A 2,267-nucleotide genomic window follows, 5' to 3' on the forward strand; every position below is an offset into this window, starting at 1 on the left:
CCTCGGCGCCGAGGATGTCCGACGGCATCAGGTCGGGCGTGAACTGGATGCGCTTGGCGTCGAGACCGAGCGTGACGCCGAGCGTCTCGACCAGCTTGGTCTTGGCAAGGCCGGGCACGCCGATCAGCAGCGCATGGCCGCCGGAGAGGATGGTGACCAGCGTGTTCTCGATCACGCGGTCCTGGCCGAAGATGACGGATCCGATCGCCTCCTTCGCCGCGCGAATCTGGCTCGAGACCTGCTCGGCCGAGCGGACGATTCCATCCTCGAGTTTCTCGACACTCTCCGCCATCCGTTAGCTCCTTCAGCCTGCCGCGCGGCTCGCTCGCGTCGTCATGTCATCGCRTCACGTCAGATGCATCGCGTCAGATGCATCACATCATCACATGGGCCCTATGCTAGACTTGCAGGAAGGCCATGTATTCGTTGAATTAACCTATCCCCACCTTATCGGCTTAAGGGTATGTAGGGCATCACGAAGTGGCGACCTCCACACCGGACTAATCCGGGGTGGAACCGTGCACCCGAGTACGACGTAGACCTGCACCAATCGTGCCAAAGGACAAAGTCAGGGCAAACCATGGCGAACCAAGGGCAGAGCGCCGATCGCGGTCTTGAGGGACTGACTGCCGCTGCCAAGAGTGCCGCCGGTGCCGAAGGCGCCAAAAAGGGCCTGCCTCCGGTGCATCTGTGGAATCCGCCGTTTTGCGGCGATCTCGATATCCGAATCGCCTCCGATGGTACTTGGTTCTACATGGGGACGCCAATCGGGCGTCACGCGCTGGTCCGCCTGTTCTCGACCATCCTGAAGCGCGAGGGCGACAAGCACTTCCTCGTGACGCCGGTGGAGAAGGTCGGCATTCGCGTCGACGACGCGCCGTTCATGGCGGTCGAAATGCAAGAGGACGGCGAGGACAACCATCGCGTGCTGCGCTTCCGCACCAATGTCGACGACTGGGTCACCTGCGATGCCGCGCACCGGCTGCGCTTCGAGCAGGCAAAGGACGGCGGCCTGACGCCCTATCTGCACGTCCGCGCCGATCTCTGGGCCAAGGTGACCCGCGCGCTCTATTACGATCTGGTTGACATGGGCGAGGAGCGGATGGTCGATGGCGAGCCGATGTTCGGCGTCGAGTCGGCCGGCGAATTCTTCGCCATGGCCGATGCGGAGCAGGTGAGGGCCGCGCTTTGAACAAGCCTATCCCCAGAAGCGAACCCGTCGCGTTTCGAGCGGCGGATTTCTTTGCCCGTTCCAGGGCGAAGCTCGGCTTCGACGTTCCGCCCGGCCTCTACGATCCCAACATCATTCCGGCCTCGGGCGATCCCGGGACCGACAAGATGCTGGAGATCGTCGCGCGCGAGCAGCCGGTGCGCCCGGCGGCGGTCCTGATCGCGGTGGTGGACCATCCCGAGCCGACCGTCCTGCTGACGCAGCGCTCGGCGCATCTCAACGACCACGCCGGCCAGATCGCCTTTCCCGGCGGCAAGATCGACGCGACCGACGCCTCGCCGGTCGATGCGGCGCTGCGCGAGGCCGAGGAGGAGGTCGGGCTGTCGCGCGACTTCGTCGAGCCGATCGGCTATCTCGATCTCTACGGCACCGCCTTCGGCTTCCGCATCCTGCCGACGGTCGCGAGGGTCCGGCCCGGCTTTGCGCTCACGATCAACCATTCCGAGGTTGATGATGCGTTCGAGGTGCCGCTATCCTTCCTGATGAATCCGGCGAACCACCAGCTGCACAGCAAGGAATTCCGCGGCATGGAGCGCTTTTACTATGCGATGCCGTTCGCGGAACGTTACATCTGGGGTGCAACGGCCGGAATGCTGCGTGTGCTTTATGAGCGGATCTACTCATCATGATCCGGACGGTTCTGACCGAGATCGGAATCTTCCTCGTTCCCTTTGCCGTCTATGCGCTGTTCCTGGCCGCCAGCCGGTCCGGCCTGTTCGTGCAATCGTCCTGGCCGGTTACCATCGTCGCTCGCCTCGCCCTCGTGGCGATCGTGCTCGTGATCGCGGGTCTGATCGGCCTGGCGCAGTTCTCCGGCGCCGGCCCGGATTCGACCTACGTTCCCGCCCATATCGAGAACGGCAAGTTCGTGCCGGGCACGGAAAGATAGGGGCCTGCCGATGAGCGCGGAGCCGATCCTCGCCGGTGCGCCATGGCTGATCTCCGGCGGGACCGCGCGCGTCCTGCAATTGCTGGGCGCCGATGGCGAGGAGGCGCGGGTGGTCGGCGGCGCGGTGCGCAACGCGCTGCTCGATCT

4 protein-coding genes and 1 pseudogene are annotated in these 2,267 nt (G+C 64.5%); 4 read left to right on the forward strand and 1 reads right to left on the reverse strand.

Annotation, left to right across the window (positions count from 1 at the left end):
- The coding region (locus tag AC1D00_RS37425) for an AAA family ATPase (protein WP_477014128.1) at positions 1-292 on the reverse strand (292 nt) is incomplete at its 3' end.
- A 288-nt stretch (positions 293-580) separates the two neighbouring features.
- On the opposite strand from AC1D00_RS37425, the gene AC1D00_RS37430 reads away from it, so the two are divergent.
- The 4 genes and pseudogenes from AC1D00_RS37430 to AC1D00_RS37445 all read left to right on the forward strand — a co-directional run.
- Positions 581-1,192, forward strand: a complete 612-nt coding sequence (locus AC1D00_RS37430; protein ID WP_477014129.1) for a DUF1285 domain-containing protein — start codon at positions 581-583, stop codon at positions 1,190-1,192.
- A complete protein-coding gene (locus AC1D00_RS37435; RefSeq protein WP_477014130.1) occupies positions 1,189-1,860 on the forward strand; it encodes a CoA pyrophosphatase in 672 nt (223 codons plus the stop codon). Before AC1D00_RS37430 ends, AC1D00_RS37435 begins: the two co-directional genes overlap by 4 nt.
- A complete protein-coding gene (locus tag AC1D00_RS37440) occupies positions 1,857-2,120 on the forward strand; it encodes a DUF6111 family protein (RefSeq protein ID WP_027543671.1) in 264 nt (87 codons plus the stop codon). Before AC1D00_RS37435 ends, AC1D00_RS37440 begins: the two co-directional genes overlap by 4 nt.
- Positions 2,121-2,130: 10 nt before the next feature.
- A pseudogene (locus tag AC1D00_RS37445) lies at positions 2,131-2,267 on the forward strand (CCA tRNA nucleotidyltransferase); the annotation flags it as partial.

This window comes from Bradyrhizobium sp. P2_E8 (assembly GCF_056403875.1).